A 16,989-nucleotide genomic window follows, 5' to 3' on the forward strand; every position below is an offset into this window, starting at 1 on the left:
GACGGGGCCCTCTCCAGAGTGCCCGCTGACCGGGCGATCGTAAATGACTTTGACCGCACTTACTGTCATCACGTATCGCGATGGGGGCGGTAGGCTGGCCGTGTGTTCGATCCGGTGCAGCTGCGGACCTTCGTCGCCGTGGCCCAGACGCTGAGCTTCACGCAGGCCGGGCGCCGGCTCGGCCTGCGCCAGTCGACGGTGAGCCAGCACGTGCGCAAGCTGGAGGAGGCCGCCGGCCGGCGGTTCTTCATGCGCGACACGCACAGCGTGGAACTGACCGAGGACGGCGAGGCCATGCTGGGCTTCGCCCGGACGATCCTGGAGGCGAACGAGCGCGCGGCGGGGTGGTTCGCGGGCACCCGGCTGCGCGGCCGGCTGCGCCTGGGCACCTCGGAGGACTTCGTCCTGACCCGGCTGCCCGAGATCCTGGAGGGCTTCCGGCGCGACCACCCCGAGGTCGACCTGGAGCTGACGGTGGAGCTGTCGGCCACCCTGCACCGGCAGCTGGCCGCCGGCCGCCTGGACGTGATGCTCGGCAAGCGCGCGTCCGGGGACACCCACGGCCAGCTGGTGTGGAGCGACCGGCTGGTGTGGATCGCCGGCGAACGCTACCGCCCCGAGCCCCAGCGACCCGTACCGCTGATCCTCTACCCGGCCCCCGCGATCACCCGGGCGCGGGCCCTGGAGGTCATGGAGCGCAACGGCCGGGCGTGGCGCATCGCGTGCACCAGCGGCTCGCTGAGCGGGCTGGTGGCCGCCGCGCGTGCCGGGCTCGGGGTGATGGCGCACGCCGAGGGGCTGATCCCGCCCGGCCTGGTGCGGGTGCCGGCCCGCGCCGGGCTGCCGGAGCTCGGCGGCGTCGACTTCGTGCTGCTGCACGGGCGGCGGCGGCCCGCGGCGCAGGAGGCGGCGGACGCCCTCGCGGCGGCGATCCTCAGCGGATCCCTTCGGTCGTGATCTGCTTGACCAGGCGCAGCGACGGCACGGTCTCCACGTGCCGGACCCCGTCCAGCGCCCCGACGCACTCGCTGAGGTAGCGGTAGAGCTGCGGTGTGCTGCTGCAGATGACCACGGCGACGAGGTTGGACGCTCCTGTGGTGGCGGCGACATAGGCGGTCTCGGGGTGCGCGGCCAGGGCCTGCCCGACGGAGGAGAGGGCGGCGGGCGCGGCCGTGATCCAGAAGATGGCGCGGGTGTCGTGCCCGATCCACGCCGTGTCCAGCTGGACGTCGGTGTAGAGCACGCCCGAGCCCCGCAGTTGCTCCAGCCGGCGCTTGGCCGCGGACTCCGACAGGCCGGTGGCGCGGTGCAGTTCGGGGTAGGAGGCGCGGCCGTCCCGGGCCAGGACGGCCAGCAGGGCCTCGTCGGTGGCGTCGAGGACGACCGTGCCGGAGGGCGGCTCGGGCGGCGGCGGCCGCAGCGCGGCGACCTCCCCGGCGGTGAGCGCGCCGCGTTTGGCGAACCAGCCGAGCGCGCCGCCGTAGAAGGTGTGCAGGATGCTGTGCGCGCCGATCTCGACGATGCTCGGGGTGCGCGGCAGGCGCCCGAGGAGCAGCGCGTCGTGCTCGTCGTGGCTGCGCGGGCGGGTCACGCACATCACCTCCGTGCCGCCGGACATCAGGGAGATCCAGGCGGTGTCGTCGCGCCGGGCCAGCGCCTTGGCGAGGGATTCGGCGGCCTCGGGGGTGCTGCGCAGCCGCAGCGCCCAGCGGGTGCGCCCCAGGAGTTCCTGTTCGGGCAGTCCGAGCACGCGCATCCCGAAGTCGCCGCGGAGCCGCCGGTAGCGGCGGGCCACGGTCTGGTCGGAGACGCCGAGGACCTCGGCGATCCTGCTGAAGGGGGCGCGCCCGTCGAGCTGCAGGGCGTGCACCAGCCGCATGTCCAGCTCGTCGAGCGTGTGGGAATCCATGCGCCGTCCCTCCATTTGTGTCGGATTCCTTCGCGAGGGTGCCCGTGGCTGGAAGAAGCCCGGGCCCACTCGCGATGGTACGGAGGACCTCCACGGAACGGAAGAACGGAACGGAGAAGGACCATGCGCAAGTGGGGACCGCTGATGGCGGTCTGTCTGGGCACCTTCATGCTGCTCATCGACGTGACGATCGTCGTCGTCGCGCTGCCGGACATCGCGGACGCCCTGGACGCGTCGCTCTCCGACCTCCAGTGGATGATCGACGTCTACGCGCTGGCACTGGCCGCGCTGCTGCTGGGCGCCGGCTCGGCGGCCGACGTGATCGGCCGGCGCCGGATGTACGTCGCGGGCACGGCCCTGTTCGCGGCGGCCTCCCTCGCCTGCGGACTCGCTCCCGGCGCGGGGGTCCTGGTGGCGATGCGGGCGGTGCAGGGGGTCGGCGCGACGGCGATGTTCGCCACGACGCTCTCGCTGCTCGGCGCCGCCTACCAGGGCCGCGACCGGTCGGTGGCGCTGGGCGTGTGGGGCGCGGTCAGCGGCGCGGCGGCGGCGCTCGGCCCGGTGCTCGGCGGGCTGCTCACCCAGGCGCTGGACTGGCGCTGGATCTTCTACGTCAACCTGCCCGTGAGCGTCGCGGCGATCGCCTTGACGCTGCGGGTGGTGAAGGAGTCGCGGGGCCACGGCGGGGCCCGCATCGACTGGCCGGGCACGGCGTCCTTCACCGCCTTCGCCGGGCTGCTCACCTTCGCGGTGATCCGCGCGGACGAGGCCGGGTGGGCGTCGGCCCGTACGGCGTGGACGTTCGCCGGCGCGGTGGCGGCGCTGGTGGTCTTCGTGGCGGTGGAGCGGCGTGCGGAGCAGCCGATGCTGGACCTGGCGCTGTTCCGCAACCCCTCCTTCACGGCGATCATGGTCGGCGCGCTGGCGCTCAGCGGGACGGCCTTCGGCTTCCTGCCCTACACCTCGCTGTGGCTGCAGACGCTGCTCGGGCTGAGCCCGGTCCGCGGCGGACTGGTGCTGATACCCCTGGCGCTGGCGGCCTTCGTCGCCTCCGCGGTCGGCGGCCGCTTCCTGCACGGGGCGTCGTACCGGCTGGTGATCGGCGGCGGGATGGTGCTCATCGGGGCCGGTGCGTTGGCCCAGACGCTGCTGGACGCCGGTTCCGGCTGGGGCGCGCTGACCGCCGGCCTGGTGGTGGCGGGCCTCGGCGTCGGGCTGGTCAACCCGGCCATCGCGGGGGCGGCGCTGGCCTCCGTTCCGCCACGGCGCGCGGGCATGGCGGGCGGCGCCGTCAACACCTTCCGGCAACTGGGGTACGCCCTCGGCGTCGCCGTGTTCGGCACCCTGCTCTCCACGCGCATGGAGCACTCGCTGAGCGCGTCCGGTGCCCCCGCCCCGCACGACACGGCCCGCGCCCTCGCGGGCGGCGGCGCCCGGGAACTGCTGGCCCGGGTCCCCTCCGAGCGGCGCGCGGCGGCGGACCACGCGCTGCACGCCGCCTTCGCCGCGGGCCTGGACGCGGCGGCCCTGGCGGCCGGGGTCGCCGGCCTGCTGGCGGGCGCGGTCGTGCTCGTCCTCGTCCGCGAACGGCCGATCGGGGCGCCGGCGGCGGCCCCCGAGCCGGTGGGGGCTGTAGAGCGGCCGTGATCCCCGCGAGGGGATTTGGTGCAGAGTCCGGGCGGACCTCGGTCCGCCCGGAAACCGTCCTCCCGCGCCATGTTCCTTGCGGTAACCGGGAATCGGCTCGTCACGCGAGTGTGAGGGAGCCCACGCGGGCCTTCACAGCCGAATGTCACACCCCTCCCCACCCAACGTGGTATCGGGTACGTTCTGTGACCGCCGAGGCGGTCGAGGAGCGACGTTGCGCGAGTTCACCATTCCCCCACTGGTGACGGCACCCCAGGTCGGTGGTCTGGCGGACGCCGTCTTCGTCAATGCCGAAGAAGAGCCGGACCGGATCGTGCTGAGCCGCCGCGGCAAGGCGGACGACGCGGACTGGGAGCACGTCACCGCCGCCGGGTTCCGCGACGAGGTCCTCGCGGTGGCCAAGGGCCTGCTCGCCCAGGGCATCCGCTTCGGCGACCGGGTCGGCCTGATGTCCCGTACCCGCTACGAGTGGACCGTGCTGGACTTCGCGCTGTGGGCGATCGGCGCCCAGCCCGTCCCCATCTACCCGACCTCGTCCTCGGACCAGGTCCGCTGGATGCTGCACGACTCCGAGGCGGTCGCCTGCGTCGTCGAGCACGAGGACCACGCGATGACGATCGGCGCGGTCGTCGACGAACTCCCCCATCTGACGCGGCTGTGGCAACTGGACTCCGACGCGCTGTCCGAACTGGCCCTGCACGGCCATAGCGTCGACGACGAGCTGGTGCACCGCTACCGCACGGCGGTCACCCCGGACTCCATCGCGACGATCATCTACACCTCGGGCACCACCGGCCGCCCCAAGGGGTGCGTGATCACCCACGGCAACTTCATGGCCGAGAGCGACAACGTCGTCGCCCGGTACGAGCCGGTCTTCCACAGCAAGCGCGGCGACGAGGCGTCCACGCTGCTCTTCCTGCCGCTCGCCCACGTCTTCGGGCGCATGGTGGAGGTGGCGGCCGTCCGCGCGAAGGTCCGGCTCGGCCACCAGCCCAACCTGGCCGCGGCCGAACTGCTGCCGGCGATGGCCTCCTTCCGGCCGACCTTCATGCTCGCCGTGCCGTACGTCTTCGAGAAGGTCTTCCAGGGCGCCCGCCGCAAGGCCGAGGCGGGGGGCAGGCTCGGGCCCTTCGAGAAGGCCGTGGAGGTGGCGGTGCGGCACGCCGAGGCGATGGAGGCCCGGGCCTTCGGCACCGGCCCCGGCCCCAGCACCTCGCTGCGGATGCAGCACCAGCTGTACGAGAAGCTGGTCTACGGCAGGGTGCGCGCCGCCCTCGGCGGCAAGGTCCGGCACGCCTTCTCCGGCGGCTCGGCGATGGACCGGCAGCTGGGGCTCTTCTTCGACGGCGCGGGCGTGCGGATCTTCGAGGGGTACGGGCTCACCGAGAGCACGGCCGCCGCGGTCGCCAACCCGCCCGAGCAGACACGATTCGGCACGGTGGGCCTGCCCATCCCGGGCACCACGGTGCACATCGCCGACGACGGCGAGATCTGGGTGTACGGCGGGCAGGTCTTCGGCGAGTACCTCAACAACCCCAAGGCCACCGCGGAGGTGCTGCACGACGGCTGGCTCGCCACCGGCGACCTCGGCGCGCTCGACGAGGACGGCTACCTCACGATCACCGGGCGGAAGAAGGAGATCCTGGTGACTAGCGGCGGCAAGTCCGTCTCGCCGGTGGTGCTGGAGGACCGGGTGCGCTCCCACCCGCTGGTCTCGCAGTGCGTCGTCGTCGGCAACGACCGGCCCTTCATCGGCGCGCTGATCACCCTCGACCCCGAGGGCATCGGGCACTGGCTGGCCATGCGGGCCAAGCCGCAGCTTCCGATCGCCAGGCTGATCCGGGACCCCGACCTCGAGACGGAGATCCGGCGGGCGGTCGTCGCCGCCAACACGCTCGTCTCCCAGGCCGAGTCGATCCGCACCTTCCGCATCTTGGCCGGGCAGTTCTCCGAGGAGGGCGGGCTGCTCACGCCGTCGCTCAAGCTGAAGCGCAGGGCGATAGAGAAGGCGTACAACCGCGAGATCGAGGCCCTCTACCACTCGTAGGGCGACCCCGGCGCGGAGCGGCGCCCGCGATGCCCGGGACGCTCGCGACGCCCGGGACGCCGGGAATGCCTCCGCCGCGGAGATCGTTGTACGATGAACGAATTGCGAGTCCGGCTCCGACGAAGTGAGGACGACCTGACCGTGAGCAAGGTTCCCGACATCACCCTGAACAACGGCGTGACCATGCCGCAGCTCGGCTTCGGCGTCTGGCAGGTCCCGGACGACGAGGCCGCCACCGCGGTCGCCACGGCCCTGGAGGCCGGCTACCGCAGCATCGACACCGCCGCGCTCTACCGCAACGAACACGGCACCGGCCGCGCCATCGCCGCGTCCGGCCTCCCGCGCGAGGAACTGTTCGTCACCACCAAGCTGTGGAACACCGACCAGGGCCACGACAACGCCCTGCGCGCCTTCGACGCCTCCCTCGGCAAGCTCGGCCTGGACTACGTGGACCTCTACCTGATCCACTGGCCCGCCCCGGCCCGCGGCCTGTACCAGGAGACCTGGCGCGCGCTGGAGAAGATCCACGCCGACGGCCGCGCCAGGGCCATCGGGGTGTCGAACTTCCCGGTCGCCCACCTGCAGCGGCTGCTCGACGAGGGCGGCGTCGTACCCGCCCTCAACCAGGTCGAGCTGCACCCCCACCTCCCGCAGGGCGAACTGCGGGCCTTCCACGCGGGTCACGGCATCGCCACCGAGGCCTGGTCACCGCTCGGCCAGGGCCGCGGCCTCCTCGACGAGCCGGCGCTCGCCGCCGTCGCCGCCAAGCACGGCAGGACCCCGGCCCAGGTCGTCCTGCGCTGGCACCTCCGGCTCGGCAACGTCGTGATCCCCAAGTCCGTGACCCCGTCGCGGATCCGCGAGAACATCGACGTCTTCGGCTTCGAGCTCGACGGCGAGGACCTGGCCGCGATCGACGCCCTCGACGACGGCGGGCGCCTCGGCCCGGACCCGTTCTCCTTCAACTGACGCGCGCACGCCGGGGGGGCGGCGGCCCGGCGGGCCGCCGCGCCCGGGCGTGCTCAGACGTCGCCCGCGACGACCGGGTAGTGGTCCGAGTAGTCGTCGAAGGTGTAGGTGGTGCCCCAGCTGGTGACCGACCACCGCGGGGAGTGCTCGTCGAGCACCCGGTTGTCCCAGCGCGCCGGGCGCGCGTGGCCGTTGCGCAGGAGCGCGTGGTCCAGGCGCTGCGCGGGGTCGTCGGGGTAGCGGTCGTGGGCGACGGAGTTGGTCGCCGGGTCGAAGCTGTCGGCCGGGCCCGGGGCGGCGTCGGGCGGCGCCACGTCCAGGTCGGCGAGCATGCGGGCGTACTCGGCGCCGCACCCGCGACGACCACCGGCTCGGCCGCGGGGAACGCACGGGCGTCGAGGAAGGCGTCGATCTCCCGGTTCTGCGCGGCGCGCACGCTCGCGGCCTCACCGCTGCCGCAGGCGGAGTCGTCGGCCTGGGTGTGGGTGCCCACGACGTGGACCCGGGTGCCGTTCACGTCGAGGACGACGTAGACGAAGCCCTTGTTGGAGAACCAGTCCGCGCCGCACGCGTCGCCGTACACGTGCTGGACCCTCTCCAGGATGGGCCACTTGATGAGGACCGTCACCCCGCCGTCCTCGGGCGTGAGCGAACTGTACGCGCCCCCGGTGCGGTCCCAGCCGCTCCTGGACCGGCCCAGCACCGGGGTCAGCGTGAGACTAGGGGCAGCCGGTTACCGCCGGGTAGATGGCAGGCGGCTAGCCTACGGGCGTGCTGGATTACGAGGAGCAGGCCGCGATCTACGACGCCACCCGCGGCGGCGTCCCCCGGGCCGAGGCGGCGGCCGGCGCCGTGCTCGGGCTGATACCCCGCCCGGCCCGCACCGTGCTCGACATCGGCTGCGGCACCGGCCTGGTGACGGCCCGTTACACCGGCCGGCCCGGGCTGCGGGTGCTCGGCGTCGACGCCGCCCTGGCCATGGCCCGGCTCTCCGCCGGCCGGGTGGGGCCGGGGATCGTCCAGGGGGACGTGCACCGGCTGCCGTTCGCGACCGCCTCGCTGGACGCGGTGACGGCGGTGTGGGTGCTCCACCTGCTGCCGGACGCGGCCGCGGTGATCGCCGAGTGCGCCCGGGTGCTGCGGCCCGGCGGGGTGCTCGTCACCACCGTCGACAAGGACGCCGGGCACGACGTGGGCAGCGACGTCGACGCGCTCCTCGCGCCGTACCGCATTCGGGAGGCGTACGACGCGGAGGAACGGGTGGTACGTCAGGGCGCCGCGCACGGCCTGCGCCCGGCGGGCGGGGCCCACTTCACCGGCCACGGCCAGGGCCGCGCCCCCCGCGACCTCGCCACCCGGATCGCGGCGGGCGAGTTCGCCTCCGCGCTCTCCCTGCGCGCCGGCGACACACAGACCCTCGCCGCACGCCTCGCCGCCCTCCCCGCCCAGGACACCGCCCGCCCCGACCCGGTCTACCGCCTCCTCGCGCTCACCAAGGACTCCCCTACAACGGCGGCTCGTTGAGCAGTTCGGCCAGCCATCGCACCAGGTGCTCCCGTGGAGCCTGCGGCGTGCCGCCGGCCGGGTCCGGGAAAACCCGGCCCCAGCTGTGCGCCCGGCCGACCGGGCCGACCCGGCAGGCCAGGCTCACCTCACGGCGCAGCGCGGGAAGATCCTCCCCCGCCCCGCCCGTCCAGGCCTCCAGATAGGCGTCCCGCATCCGGGCCAGGACCCGCGGCGCGTCCGCTCCGTGACGGCCGCGCATCACCCGGGCCGCGACCAGCAGAGTGGTGAAGGGGTGGGCGACGGCGGCGTCGCCCCAGTCGAAGAACACATGGCGGCCGCCGGCGGTGAAGACCTGCGCTTCGTGGAGGTCGGAGTGGTCGAGAGCCGAGCCGTTCGTGGACGCGGCCAGCTCGGCGCACCAGTCGGCGAAACGGGGCCGCACCGCCCGGACCCGCGCAGGGGCGTCCGTCCGCTCGATCAGCTCGTCCAGCAAGTCCGGCAGCCGTGCCGGGCGCAGGTCGGGCACGCCGAGGGCCGTCAGCTCGCCGACACGGCCGACGGTGGCGCGCTGCAGCGCGGCGTACGACCGCAAAGTGGCCTCCCAGCGGTGGGGGCCGTCCACCTCTCCGGCCAGCAGCGGGCCCCCGTCGGGCAGCAGCGACCAGGCGCGGTCGGTGTCCACGGCGAGCGGTACCAGCACCCGGCCCGGGGCCCAGGAGTGCAGCGCCTCGGTCAGCGCCGGTTCGAAAGCGGAGGCGGGAGGATTGGCCTTGAACCAGACCGCGGAGCCGTCGGCCGTCGGCACGCGCACCACCACCGACCAGGGCCGCAGCCGGGCAAGCCACTCCCGCGACGGCAGCGGCTCAATGCCCCGCGCGGCGGCCGCGTCCCGCGCCCAGGCCATCGCCTCCCGCCGCCACACCAGGTCCGACCAGGGTGTGGCGGCGTCGTACCCACCGGCGTCCACCTGCGTTTCGAGGTCCATCGGCGCATCCCACCACGACGGCACCGTTGTCCACACCTGGGTTACGGTCGGGGCATGACGACGACCACGGCGGGTGTGGGGACGCTGCTGCGCGGCTGGCGGGAGCGGCGGCGCGTCAGCCAGTTGGAACTCGCCCTGCGCGCCGACAGTTCGGCCCGGCACATCAGCTTCATCGAGACCGGGCGCTCCCGGCCCAGCCAGGGCATGGTCCTGCGGCTCGCCGAGCACCTCGACGTACCCGTCCGCGAGCGCAACGCGCTGCTCATCGCCGCCGGTTACGCCCCCGCGTACCCGGAGACCCCGTTGGGCGACCCCGCGATGCACCCGCTGCGCGAGGGCCTCGACCGTCTCCTGGCGGCCTACGAGCCGTACCCCGCGCTGGTCCTGGACGGCATGTACGACGTCGTCGCCGCCAACCAGGGCGTGGGCGCCCTGCTGGAGGGCGTCGCCCCGCACCTGCTGCGGCCACCGCTCAACGCCATGCGCGTCACGCTCCACCCCGAGGGCATGGCACCGCGCATCCTCAACTTCCGCCAGTGGCGCGGGCACCTGTTGGAACGGATCGAGCGTCAGATCACGATGAGCGGCCACGAGCCGCTGCGCGCCCTGTACGAGGAGCTGATGTCCTACCCCGCCCCGGCCGGCCACGCCGAGGACCCCGCCGCGCCCGCGCCGCAGGACGACACCGAGGTCTTCCCCTTCGCCCTGCCGATGCGGATCGAGCACGGCGACCGGGTGCTGTCCTTCATCTCCACCGCCACCACCTTCAACACCCCCATGGACGTGACGGTTTCCGAGCTGGCGGTCGAGACCTTCCTGCCCGCCGACCCGGAGACCGCCGCCGCCCTCCGGGCCCTCACGCCGGGGGCAGCCGGTCCAGGAAGCCGCTGACGGAACGGATCCGGCCGTCCTCGGCGAGCGTGATCACGTCGGAGCCGGCGACCGGCGCGGCACCGGGCTCCGCACCGGCCGGTCCCAGCTCCCAGGCGAAGCGCGCCACGTCGTGGTGCCCGTCCACCTCCCCCACGGCCGTGAACACGAACCCGGGGAACCGCTCCCCCACCCCGGCGATCAGCGCCCCGATCGCCTCGTGCCCGGCCACCTGCGCCAACGGGTCGGTGTACGTGCCGTCCTCCACCCACGCGAAGGCCACGGCCTTCGCCCGCGCCTCCGCGTCCGTGGTGCTGTTCCATGCCTCGAAGTAGCGGGCCACGGCGGCCTCGTAGCGGTTCTGCGACATCACGGTCCTCCTCGTCCGAACGGTCTGGGCCCGGCCGGACGGGGTGGAGTGCGCCACCCCGCCCGCCCGGTACGACCACCCTGCCCGTGCCGCGGGACGGGGTCGATTACGCGGGGGGTAATGGCGGGGCGGCGAGCGCCGCCAGCGTCTGCTCGGGTGCGGTCAGAATCGAGAAGTGGCCTTCGCCGGGGTGGACGTGAAGGCGGGCCCCGGGGATCGCGGCGGCGAAGCGGCGGCCGTGCTGGAGCGGGACGGTGGTGTCGGCGTCCCCGTGGTGGATCGACGTGGGCACGCTGATCGATTCGAGGTCGAAGCCCCAGGGCCGGGTCAGCACCCGCAGATCCTGCGCGACTCCCCGGCTGCCGTGGTGGAACGCCTCCCGGTAGTTGGTCAGGAAGGCCTCGCGTTCGTCCGGCTGGGCGAGGGCGAGCCGGTCGCTGACAGGCATCTCGCTGGTCGCCAGACGGACGAACAGCACTGGTTCCCGGCGCGCGAGCGTGGCCAGGCGGCCCATGAACCAGCCGCCGAAGGCCGGAGCACGCCGGGCGATCTGCAAGGACGCGCGCTGCCCGGCCGCCATGCCGCGGGTGGGCCAGGCGGGCGGACCGAGGGGCGCGATGAGCAGCAGACTGCGGACACGGTCAGCCAGCTCGGACGCGCAGGCGGCCGCGAACGCTCCGCCGCCCGAGACACCGAGCAGGGCCACCGAGCCGACGTCCAGTGCGTCCAGGACCAGGGCGGCTTCCGCGACCCAGTCAACGACCCGCGTCAGGCGACGGGTGTCGGTGCCGCCGATACCGGGGCGGTCCGGGGCAATGAAGCGCAGTCCGAGCGCGTGGGCCGCGCCCGCGAAGCCGTGCACGGCCAGCCGTGAGTCGGCCAGCCCGTGGCAGAGCAGCACGGCAGGCGCGTCGGGCTCCCCCAGCACCTCGACCGCGATCACCCCGCCGTCTGTTCGACGCAGCTCCACCCCCACATCGTCCCTCGTGACCCTGATCTGGGGGCTGCCTGATCGGCTTTCCGGGCGAGACGGTACGGGGAGGCGGGGCGCCCGGCCCGGCGGGTACGCTGCGACCGGTCATGCGTCGTCCAGCGGCCCAGGACGCCGTACGCGGGCTCGCCCGATGCGGTACCCCGGTTCGATTCCGGGCGATGACCACCCCGGGGTGGGGCGGGACCTCCGATCCGGGAAAGGCGTGGGGATGGCGTACGACCTTCGGGCGTTGATCGCCGGACAGGCGGTGCTGGGTGCCGTGGCGAGGGAGCTGCCCGGCGCCCGGGCGGCGTCGATCGGGCAGGGCCTGTCGCTGCTGCCGCTGTCCGACGCGCTGCTCGGTCCCGTCGCGGACGGCGAGGTCGGCGGGGTCGGCGGTTCCGGTTTCTCGCCGTTGCCGGATGAGCTCGAGAGGCGCCTCGCCGACTGGTCGGCCGCTGGGCCGGTGGCGTACGTGGAGGCCGAGTACTTCGGCGGTGTGGGCGAGCAGCGAGCTGCCGTGTGGGACGGGGGCACCCTCGTGCTGGGGCCGGTCGATGTGGAGGAGGGCCGGCCCTTTCCGCCCGCGGGCAGTCCGATCTCCCAAGCGCTGAGGCGGTTGGGCGTGGTGGCCGGCGGCGGTGAGGACGAGTTCTCGGCCGTGGGGCTGGACCGGCATCGGTGCGGCGAGGACTGGATCGCCTGACCCGGCGCCTCGGCGATGCGGCGCGGTGGGGCATGTCCACGCCTCGGGGACGGAAAATGCGCGGGCGCGCCGATCGCCGCTCTGCTAGCTTCGCCTGCACGTGACGTCGCCTGAGGAGGTGAGACCCATGAACGCGGTTCCCCGTGGGTGCTCCCCCTTGCCGTCACGGTCTGGCGACTGACGTAGGTGTCGCCGGGAGCGCCTCGACAACCAGGCACTCCCGAAAGGCAGCACCCATGCATTCCCTGCAGTTCACCGCCGAGTCGTCGTCGAACGGCGTGCTCGAGCGCGACTTCACCGTGGCCGGGGTCCCCGGTGTCCTCTGGTCGCCGGCCTCCCGTGAAGGGATCGCGCCCCTGGTCCTGATGGGCCACGGCGGCGGCAACCACAAGAAGCACCCGGCGATGTCCGGCCGGGCGGAGCGCCTGGTGACCGGCTGCGGCTTCCACGTCGCGGTCCTCGACGCACCCGGGCACGGCGACCGGCCGCGCACGGCGCACGACGAGGCGGAGGTCGCCGAGCTGTTCCGGGCGCGGGCGGCCGGCGAGCCGGAGGGCCCGATCGTCGTCCGCTACAACGACCACTTGGCGCAGCTGGCCGTCCCCGAGTACCGGGCGCTCCTGGACGCCCTCCAGGAGCTACCGGAGATCGGCGCCGGCGGGCCGGTCGGCTACTGGGGCATCAACATGGGCACCGCGATCGGCCTGCCGTTCGTGGCGGCCGAACCCCGGGTCACGGCGGCGGTCTTCGGCCAGCACTGGCCCGACGTCCTGGCCGCGAAGGCGCGGCGGATCACCGTCCCGATCGAGTTCGACCTGCAGTGGGACGACGAGCACATCTCCCGCGAGGAGGGTTTCGCGCTGTTCGACGCCTTCGCCTCGAAGGAGAAGTCCCTGCACGTGAACTCGGGCAAGCACAAGGAGCTGCCCCGCTTCGAGGCGGACAGCGCGGTCCGCTTCTTCGCCCGGCACCTCGGCGCGGCGGTCACCGCCTCGGCGTGACTTGGGCGGTCGCGGCGTCCGGCGGGCCGTCCGGGCGCCGCGGCCGCGCCGTCCGGCCGTGCGGGTACGGCCGAGCGCGTCACGCGCGGCCCGTGCTCGCCGGAGTGCCGGTGGTCCTGCGGGGCGCGACGCCGAATGTCTCACGATCCGGGACGGAGGCGTCCGTTCCGTGGTCTTGACTCAGCAGTAATTGGCAGTCCACGTGGCTCTTTTTTACCGTTTGCATGTAATTGTTCCAGTTGTGGCGACGAGCCCCTCTGGAGGCAACCATGACCGAACTTCCCTCTGAACAGGACGTCAGGAAGCTGGCGTACACCGTCTCGGGCCAGGTGCTGACGCCCGGGGAGGAGTACGCCGCCGAGTGCGCGAGAGGGAACCTGGCCGTGGCGCACCGTCCACAGGTGGTCGTGGGTGCGGCGACGCCGGCCGACGTACAGGCCGCCGTGCGGTTCGCCGGGGAGCACGGGCTGCCGGTGGGAGTGCTGACCACCGGGCACGGGCCGTCGCTGCCGATGGACCAGGGGGTGCTGATCACCACGCGGCGCATGAACGGGGTGCGCGTCGACGCGGGCGCCCGGACGGCGCACGTCGAGGCGGGGACCCTGTGGGGGCCCGTGGTCGACGCGGCGGCGCGCGAGGGCCTCGCGCCGCAGGTGGGGTCGTCACCGTCGGTCGGGGTGGTCGGCTACACGCTGGGCGGCGGACTGGGCATCGGCATGGCCAGGGCCTACGGCTGGGCGGCCGATCACGTGCAGGCCATGGACGTGGTCACCGCCGACGGCGAACTGCGGCGGGTCGCGCCGCACGAGGAGCCGGACCTCTACTGGGCGCTGCTGGGCGGCAAGAGCAACTTCGGCGTGGTGACCGCCATGGCGTTCACGCTGTTCCCGGTGACGCAGCTCTACGCGGGCAACCTCTACTACGCCGGGGAGCACGCCGGGCAGGTCCTGCGCGCCTACCGGGACTTCACGGCCGACGCGCCGGACGAGGTCACGTCCTCCTTCGCCCTGATGCGGATGCCGGACGTGCCGTTCCTCCCGCAGTTCATGCGCGGCACGCTCACCGTGAACGTCCGCGTCTCCTGCCTCGCGCCGGCCGCGGAGGGTGCCCGGCTCGTCGCGCCGATGCGGCACGCGGCACCGCTGCTCGCGGACACGGTGACGGAGATGCCCTTCGCGGACTGCCTGGGCATCGTGCCCGACGGCCCCGAACCGTGGGCCGTCGTCGAGCACTTCGCCGTGCTGGACGAGCTGACCCCGCAGGCCGTCGAGGCCGTCCTCGACACCGCGGGCCCGGACGCCGAGACGCGGATCGACATCGTCGACGTGCGGCACCTCGGCGGCGCGCTGGCCGCGCCGTCCGGGACGCCCAACGCCGTCGGCAACCGGGACGCCGCCTTCGCGGTGCTGACGCTGACATTCGTGGCGCCCGGCGAGGCGGCGCGAACCGCCGCCTCGGGCATGGAACTCACCGAGCGCGTGTCGCCCCGGCCGGGCGACCGCAGGCACCCTGCCTTCCTGTCCCACGCGGACGCGATCGAGGGGCGGACGCCGTCGGCGTACCCGCCGGAGACCTACCGCCGGCTGAAGGCGCTGAAGGCGCGGTACGACCCTGGCAACGTGTTCCGCTTCAACCACAACATCCCGGCGGCGGGCTGAGCGCTCACCACCACGACGTGGGGTAGACCTCGCGACGCAGCCGGGCGGAGACCATCTGCACCACGACGAGGAGCAGCGCGCCCGCGGCCAGCAGGGGGACGAAGTGGGTGGCGGACGGGGCGGTCAGCATGATCATGACGGCGGTGGCCATGGCCGGCGGATGGGGCGTCTTGAGCAGCAGCACGAGTCCGCAGGCGATGCCGCAACCCACGACGGCGGCCCAGGGCCCGTGCCAGCCGAGGGCGAGCACGCCGAAGCAGACCAGGCAGGAGACCATGTGGCCGCCGATGACGTGGCGGGGCTGGGCGAGCGGGGATTCGGGGGTCGCGGTGACGATGGCCATCGTGGCCGCCAGCGGCGGCACGAGCACCGTCTGGTGGGTGAGCGTGCCCAGCGCCACCAGCACGGCCAGTCCGACGGAGGTCGTGACGGCCGCCGAGGCGATCGTGCGCGGGGGCAGCCGCGGCAGGTGGAGTTTGCCGCGGCGCTTCGGCGCCGGCTCCGCCTCGCCGGGCGCGACGTCGACGGTCTTGGTCGCCCCGGACGCGTCAGTCGCCATGAGGGCGACCGGTCTCGGGGCAGGACGGGGCACAGGCCCCCCGGGCACGCGGAATCAGCATGGGGACTCCTCGGGATCATCCCCGTACCCGGCCCACGGCGGCTCTTCCGTGACGACGGGGATCACGCCCTCGATCGTCGCGTCGCGGCACGTGCCGCGTCCAAGACCGCATTCCTATCGCTTGATCGAAGGCCTCTATCGATCCGTGCGCGGCCGGCCCGATCCGGTGTGGCGCGGCGGGGGAATGGCCGCCGTGGACCGTCTGTGCCTGCCGCTCGCGGTACGGCTCCTCGTCGCGGAACCCCTGCTCGACGCCCGGTTCTACGAGGTGACCTGCTGCTCGCTGTCGCGGTCCCCGACGCCGCATGGGAGACGCTGCCCGATCTCGCCGCACGGTTGGCCGCCGTCGTCGCGGAACTGCCGGAGGCGGCTGTCGCCGACCTGCCTCGCGGCGCGACCCGGGTGCTCGTCCGCTTCGGCTCCCGTTTCGGCCCCGGCCCCCCGCGCCGCTAGCGGACCGCGCGCACCTTGGCGATCAGCAGACCGCCGAGCAGGGTGACGAGCGCGGTCGCGAGGTACAGGCCGGTGTAGCCGCCGAGGTGGGCGATGACGGGGGCGGCGACGGCGGGGGCGAGCACCTGGGGGCCGGAGTTGGCGATGTTGATGACGCCGAGGTCCTTGGCGCGGTGCTCGGCGGCCGGGAGGACCTGGGTCACCAGGGCCTGGTCCACGGCCAGGTAGACGCCGAAGCCGGCGCCCAGCACCGCGGCGGCGGCCATGGCGGCGGGCCAGGTGTGGACGCAGGCCAGCAGCACCGCGCCGAGGGCCATGACGACGGCGCAGAGCCGTACGAAGCCCTTGCGGCGGCCCACCCGGTCCGAGAGCACGCCCACCGGCACGGCGGTGAGCGCCGCGCACAGGGTGTAGATCAGGGTGAGGACCAGCACGCCGGAGTCGGGGTCCTCCAGGCGGACCGAGTCGGTGAGGTAGTAGAGCAGGTAGAGCGTGCCCATGGCGTTGCCCAGGTTGATCAGGAAGCGGGTCAGCCAGGCCCAGCCGAAGTCGGGGTGGCGGCGCGGGCTCACCCACAGGCCGGCGATCAGGCGGCGCGCGTCGAGGGGCGGACGCAGCTCGCGGGGCAGCGCCGGTTCACCGAAGCGGAGCACGAAGGGCAGCGCGAGGAGGACGGTCAGCAGCGCGATCGTCACGTAGCCGGGGGCGACCCCGGTGACCACCGTGGTCGTGACGACGGCGCCGACGACCAGGCCGAGGGACTGGGTGATGCCCGTCCATCCGGAGACCTCGGCGCGCTGGGCGACCGGCACGCGGTCGGCGATGGGCGTGGTGACGCCGGCGAGCATGGCGTTGAGCCCGGCCTGGGCGAGGCACCAGCCGAGGGCCACGCCCAGGACGGTGTGCTGACCCGCCGTCACCAGGAGTCCGGCCGCCCCGGCCAGCGCGCCGCCGACGATCCACGGCCGGCGGCGCCCGAAGCGTGAGGCCGTCCGGTCGGACAGGGCACCGGCCAAGGGGTTGGCGACCATCGCGACCAGCGCGCCGGCACCGGTGACCCAGGACAGCGCGGTGTGCTTCCCCGCCGGGTCGATGTGTTCCAGCTGCAGCGGCAGCAGGATCTGGATCGGGGTCATGAAGGCCATGAAGACGGCCAGCGTGGCCAGGCTGAGCAGGGCGGTCCAGGCCGGACGGACCCGTACGGCCGGTTCGGCCGAGGTGGTGTCCGGGACGTGGGCGGCGTCCTCACCGGTGTGGCGCATGCGGTTCCCCCTGC

15 protein-coding genes and 1 pseudogene are annotated in these 16,989 nt (G+C 73.8%); 9 read left to right on the forward strand and 7 right to left on the reverse strand.

Features of this window, described 5'->3' with window-relative positions:
• Nucleotides 1–102 precede the first annotated feature (102 nt).
• The gene (locus ACFZAU_RS30525) at nt 103–957 is read left to right on the forward strand and encodes a LysR substrate-binding domain-containing protein (RefSeq protein WP_500554811.1); all 855 of its coding nucleotides are present in this window, start codon (nt 103–105) and stop codon (nt 955–957) included.
• Here the strand turns inward: ACFZAU_RS30525 and ACFZAU_RS30530 are convergent.
• Nucleotides 935–1,909 carry an Lrp/AsnC family transcriptional regulator gene (locus ACFZAU_RS30530; RefSeq protein ID WP_500554812.1) on the reverse strand — a complete coding sequence of 325 codons (975 nt, stop codon included), beginning with the start codon at nt 1,907–1,909 and terminating at the stop codon, nt 935–937. The genes ACFZAU_RS30525 and ACFZAU_RS30530 overlap by 23 nt on opposite strands.
• Before the next feature lie 123 nt (nt 1,910–2,032).
• On the opposite strand from ACFZAU_RS30530, the gene ACFZAU_RS30535 reads away from it, so the two are divergent.
• The 3 genes from ACFZAU_RS30535 (at nt 2,033) to ACFZAU_RS30545 (ending at nt 6,572) form a co-directional block, all read left to right on the forward strand.
• Entirely contained in the window at nt 2,033–3,556 is a 1,524-nt protein-coding gene (locus tag ACFZAU_RS30535) for an MFS transporter (protein ID WP_500554813.1), read from the forward strand.
• 214 nt (nt 3,557–3,770) lie between these two features.
• Entirely contained in the window at nt 3,771–5,603 is a 1,833-nt protein-coding gene (locus tag ACFZAU_RS30540; RefSeq protein WP_500554814.1) for an AMP-dependent synthetase/ligase, read from the forward strand.
• 141 nt (nt 5,604–5,744) lie between these two features.
• Nucleotides 5,745–6,572: an aldo/keto reductase gene (locus tag ACFZAU_RS30545; RefSeq protein ID WP_500554815.1), complete on the forward strand. Its 828-nt coding sequence runs from the start codon at nt 5,745–5,747 to the stop codon at nt 6,570–6,572.
• Nucleotides 6,573–6,625: 53 nt separating this feature from the next.
• Here the strand turns inward: ACFZAU_RS30545 and ACFZAU_RS30550 are convergent.
• Nucleotides 6,626–7,281: pseudogene (locus tag ACFZAU_RS30550) on the reverse strand (exonuclease/endonuclease/phosphatase family protein); the annotation flags it as partial.
• Between the two features lie 62 nt (nt 7,282–7,343).
• Here ACFZAU_RS30550 and ACFZAU_RS30555 point away from each other — a divergent pair.
• The gene (locus tag ACFZAU_RS30555; RefSeq protein ID WP_500554816.1) at nt 7,344–8,096 is read left to right on the forward strand and encodes a class I SAM-dependent methyltransferase; all 753 of its coding nucleotides are present in this window, start codon (nt 7,344–7,346) and stop codon (nt 8,094–8,096) included.
• Here ACFZAU_RS30555 and ACFZAU_RS30560 read toward each other — a convergent pair.
• Nucleotides 8,077–9,063 carry a phosphotransferase family protein gene (locus ACFZAU_RS30560; RefSeq protein WP_500554817.1) on the reverse strand — a complete coding sequence of 329 codons (987 nt, stop codon included), beginning with the start codon at nt 9,061–9,063 and terminating at the stop codon, nt 8,077–8,079. The genes ACFZAU_RS30555 and ACFZAU_RS30560 overlap by 20 nt on opposite strands.
• 54 nt (nt 9,064–9,117) lie before the next feature.
• Here ACFZAU_RS30560 and ACFZAU_RS30565 point away from each other — a divergent pair, with 54 nt between their 5' ends.
• Nucleotides 9,118–9,954: a helix-turn-helix domain-containing protein gene (locus ACFZAU_RS30565; RefSeq protein WP_500554818.1), complete on the forward strand. Its 837-nt coding sequence runs from the start codon at nt 9,118–9,120 to the stop codon at nt 9,952–9,954.
• Here ACFZAU_RS30565 and ACFZAU_RS30570 read toward each other — a convergent pair.
• The gene (locus ACFZAU_RS30570; protein WP_500554819.1) at nt 9,920–10,303 is read right to left on the reverse strand and encodes a nuclear transport factor 2 family protein; all 384 of its coding nucleotides are present in this window, start codon (nt 10,301–10,303) and stop codon (nt 9,920–9,922) included. The two genes, ACFZAU_RS30565 and ACFZAU_RS30570, sit on opposite strands and share 35 nt — an antisense overlap.
• A 106-nt stretch (nt 10,304–10,409) precedes the next feature.
• The gene (locus tag ACFZAU_RS30575) at nt 10,410–11,273 is read right to left on the reverse strand and encodes an alpha/beta fold hydrolase (protein ID WP_500554820.1); all 864 of its coding nucleotides are present in this window, start codon (nt 11,271–11,273) and stop codon (nt 10,410–10,412) included.
• Nucleotides 11,274–11,505: 232 nt separating this feature from the next.
• Here ACFZAU_RS30575 and ACFZAU_RS30580 point away from each other — a divergent pair, with 232 nt between their 5' ends.
• From ACFZAU_RS30580 to ACFZAU_RS30590, 3 genes are all read left to right on the forward strand, one after another.
• Nucleotides 11,506–11,982 (forward strand): hypothetical protein, encoded by a 477-nt coding sequence (locus tag ACFZAU_RS30580; RefSeq protein WP_500554821.1) that lies wholly within the window; start codon nt 11,506–11,508, stop codon nt 11,980–11,982.
• Between the two features lie 236 nt (nt 11,983–12,218).
• Nucleotides 12,219–12,983, forward strand: coding sequence for an alpha/beta hydrolase family protein (locus ACFZAU_RS30585; RefSeq protein ID WP_500554822.1), 765 nt, complete (start codon nt 12,219–12,221; stop codon nt 12,981–12,983).
• Between the two features lie 269 nt (nt 12,984–13,252).
• Nucleotides 13,253–14,641, forward strand: a complete 1,389-nt coding sequence (locus tag ACFZAU_RS30590; RefSeq protein ID WP_500554823.1) for an FAD-binding protein — start codon at nt 13,253–13,255, stop codon at nt 14,639–14,641.
• Nucleotides 14,642–14,645: 4 nt separating this feature from the next.
• Here ACFZAU_RS30590 and ACFZAU_RS30595 read toward each other — a convergent pair whose 3' ends face one another.
• Nucleotides 14,646–15,200 (reverse strand): HPP family protein, encoded by a 555-nt coding sequence (locus ACFZAU_RS30595; RefSeq protein WP_500554824.1) that lies wholly within the window; start codon nt 15,198–15,200, stop codon nt 14,646–14,648.
• A 509-nt stretch (nt 15,201–15,709) separates the two neighbouring features.
• On the reverse strand, nt 15,710–16,975 hold the full coding sequence (locus ACFZAU_RS30600) for an MFS transporter (RefSeq protein WP_500554825.1): 1,266 nt from the start codon (nt 16,973–16,975) through the stop codon (nt 15,710–15,712).
• Nucleotides 16,976–16,989 lie beyond the last annotated feature (14 nt).

The organism is Streptomyces sp. NPDC008238 (assembly GCF_042956445.1).
Lineage (GTDB): Bacteria > Actinomycetota > Actinomycetes > Streptomycetales > Streptomycetaceae > Actinacidiphila.

Coding starts and splice junctions, on each gene's coding strand:
- ACFZAU_RS30600 (WP_500554825.1), bottom strand. CDS start 16,975: ATGCGCCACACCGGTGAGGACGCCGCCCACGTCCCGGACACCACCTCG.
- ACFZAU_RS30580 (WP_500554821.1), top strand. CDS start 11,506: ATGGCGTACGACCTTCGGGCGTTGATCGCCGGACAGGCGGTGCTGGGT.
- ACFZAU_RS30590 (WP_500554823.1), top strand. CDS start 13,253: ATGACCGAACTTCCCTCTGAACAGGACGTCAGGAAGCTGGCGTACACC.
- ACFZAU_RS30585 (WP_500554822.1), top strand. CDS start 12,219: ATGCATTCCCTGCAGTTCACCGCCGAGTCGTCGTCGAACGGCGTGCTC.
- ACFZAU_RS30565 (WP_500554818.1), top strand. CDS start 9,118: ATGACGACGACCACGGCGGGTGTGGGGACGCTGCTGCGCGGCTGGCGG.
- ACFZAU_RS30595 (WP_500554824.1), bottom strand. CDS start 15,200: ATGGCGACTGACGCGTCCGGGGCGACCAAGACCGTCGACGTCGCGCCC.
- ACFZAU_RS30530 (WP_500554812.1), bottom strand. CDS start 1,909: ATGGATTCCCACACGCTCGACGAGCTGGACATGCGGCTGGTGCACGCC.
- ACFZAU_RS30570 (WP_500554819.1), bottom strand. CDS start 10,303: ATGTCGCAGAACCGCTACGAGGCCGCCGTGGCCCGCTACTTCGAGGCA.
- ACFZAU_RS30535 (WP_500554813.1), top strand. CDS start 2,033: ATGCGCAAGTGGGGACCGCTGATGGCGGTCTGTCTGGGCACCTTCATG.
- ACFZAU_RS30560 (WP_500554817.1), bottom strand. CDS start 9,063: ATGGACCTCGAAACGCAGGTGGACGCCGGTGGGTACGACGCCGCCACA.